At 63.9% G+C, this 2,723-nt stretch carries 2 protein-coding genes; one reads left to right on the top strand and one right to left on the bottom strand.

All coding sequences use genetic code 11. The features are described from left to right. Positions 1–533: SPFH domain-containing protein (locus tag ACLP4W_RS25925; RefSeq protein WP_442390250.1), on the bottom strand; the 533-nt coding region annotated here is incomplete at its 3' end. A 914-nt stretch (positions 534–1,447) separates the two neighbouring features. Here ACLP4W_RS25925 and ACLP4W_RS25920 point away from each other — a divergent pair. Next, entirely contained in the window at positions 1,448–2,695 is a 1,248-nt protein-coding gene (locus ACLP4W_RS25920; protein WP_442390251.1) for an IS110 family transposase, read from the top strand. Positions 2,696–2,723 lie beyond the last annotated feature (28 nt).

Raw genomic sequence — 2,723 nt, 5'->3', positions numbered from 1 at the left:
GCTTGGCGGGCCATCGCCCGCTTCATGCTGTCGGGCAGTTGGATGTCTTTCAGCTCCACCAGGGTGACCTGCACACCCCATTCGATGGTGGTGACGTCGAGGATCGCGCGGATGTCGAGGTTGATCTTGTCGGTCTCTGAGAGTGTCTCGTCCAGGGTGTGCTGGCCGACGACCTTGCGCAGCGTCGTTTGGGCAATCTGATCGATCGCGGAGTAGACGTTCTCGATCGCCACGACCGACTTCACCGCGTCGACAACCTTGAAGTAGGCCACCGCCGAGACGTCGACACTGACGTTGTCGCGGGTGATGATCCCCTGGGATTGGATCGGCATCGTCACGATCCGCAGCGAAATCCGGTGCAGGACATCGATTAACGGAATGATGAGCCGCAACCCGGGTTGGCGTTCTCCGATCACCCGGCCCAGCCGGAACAGCACGCCGTTCTCGTATTGTTTGACGATTCGCACCGCCATCGCCAGCACCAGCAGTGACAAGACGACCAGAACAACGACTACGACGCCCAGCGCTTTCATCGCCGTGCACCTGTCGGTGAGCCGTGCTGAAGGGTGCCCGCGGCCACGTCATGCGCAACCGGCGTTGTTCGGGGGTCCGGTAACGGGGCCGATCGAGTGGACAATCTCTGTGGAACAGTCATGGTGATCCTGATGTGCAGACGATCACCGGCGCGTAGGGGCCTCGGAGCCAATGCTCCTCAAGTTCTGCAGCGGACAGCCGAACTCATCCCAAACCAGCTGAAATTCTCAGCACTTCCCAGGCTACACCCCGTGGGGACCAACCCGCCGAATCCCGTTTGGGGCGGCATCCCGTTTGGGGCGGCCCCCTTTGCAAGGCTTGCCAGCGTTGCTGGTGGTCGACGGATTCAGGCGCGAGGTCGCGTTCCTCGAGCAATGATCAATACCTACTTATCAGTGAACGGTGCATCAGCGGCCACGGACACCTGATCAAAACAGGACTGTTGGTAGGTCTATCCACAGGCCCGGTGCCGAGCTGCCGGTCACCGTTCGCCAGCTTGGCCCGGCGACCCCTGTCTCCCTAGGCGAGCCCGATCTTCAGGGCAGACCGCGGGCGCCGGGTCGGGTTCGCTGTCATGGTGACTTCTGTGGACCTTCAGGACCTTGAGTCCTCCAAGAAGACCGGGAGCCTGGGCGGCAGCACGAGCGGCTGGACCGGGAACGGCGTGTCGTCCCGGTCCACCGCTCTTCAACGGTTGGGATTGCTCGTGGTTCGAGCCCACTTGCACGACCGGACGCCCCGTATCTCTTCGAGAGCCGCAGAGCTCTGACGAAGACCGGCGCCGTGCGGGTGCGCTGGGATCGCGAACAGCTCATCGGAGGCAAGCCCGAGAGGCTCGTAAGTAGGGTGCTGCGCGTTCTCGCTGAGGTCTTGGACCAGTGGTATTACCTGACATGACGGAGGTGTGACGATATTGAACCGATACTGCGGAATCGACTGGGCCGAAGGGCATCACGACGTCGCGATCATCGACAACGATGGCAAGTTGGTGGCCAAGAAACGCATCAGCGACGACCCGGCCGGATTCAGCGCATTGACCGAGCTGCTCGCCGACTCTGGCGACCGCCCGGAAAGCCCGATTCCGGTCGCGATCGAAACCCCGCGCGGGCTGCTGGTAGCGGCTCTGCGTGGCACGGGACGGCCGGTGTTCGCGATCAACCCGATGGCCGTGGCTCGTTACCGGGAGCGGCACTCGGTGGCCCGCGCGAAGTCCGACCACGCCGATGCGATGACGCTAGCGAACATTCTTCGCGTCGATGCGCACATCCATCGACAACTGCCTGCCGATAGCGAATTAGCGCAAGCCATAGCGGTTTTGGCGCGCGCCCAGCAGGATGCGGTGTGGCGACGCACCAAGGCTGGCAATGAACTGCGATCGATCCTGCGCGAATACTATCCGGCGTTCCTGGACACTTTCGCCGGCAAGTCCGCCACCAACCTGGCCAAACCGGAAGCCCGCGCGATCCTCGCCATCGCGCCCACGCCCGCGCACGCCGCCCGACTCACCAAGGCCCGCATCGCTGCCGCGCTGCGGCGCGCCGGTCGTAAACGCGGCATCGACGATTTGGCCACCGACATCCTGCAACACTTGCGGATCCCGCAATTGCGGCAGCCGGACCTGGTCGAAAAAGCCATGGGCCGCCAGGCGATGGCCCTGCTGGCGATGCTCGATGCCGCCTGCGCCGGCGCTGACGATCTGGAACAGGTCGCGACCGAGGAATTCCGCAAGCACCCCGATCATGCCGTCATCACCAGCTTTCCCGGCCTGGCCGAGGTGACCGGCGCCCGCATCCTCGCCGAGATCGGTGACGACCGCGACCGGTTCGCCGACAACCGCGCACTGAAGGCATATGCCGGATCAGCACCTGTCACCAGGGCGTCCGGCAAGGTCACTTCCATCACCCACCGGCGGATCAAGAACGACCGGCTCGCCGCTGTCGGCTGGGTGTGGGCCACCTATGCATCGATCAACCCCGGCCCTGCCCGCGCGCACTACCGCAGGCGCCGCGACCACGGTGACCGCCACGCCGCCGCTCTGCGGCACCTGTTCAACAAGATGATCGGCCAGCTCTACCACTGCCTACAAACCCGCCAAACCTTCGACGCTCAGAAGGCCTTCAGCCACTCCGCCGAAACACCCCAGAATGGGGCCGCCGCTTGACAGTTAGCGGAATCGGAGGTCTGTGGAT

This window comes from Mycobacterium sp. (assembly GCF_052145595.1).
Classification (GTDB): domain Bacteria; phylum Actinomycetota; class Actinomycetes; order Mycobacteriales; family Mycobacteriaceae; genus Mycobacterium.
This window is presented reverse-complemented; position numbering and strand designations above follow the sequence as displayed.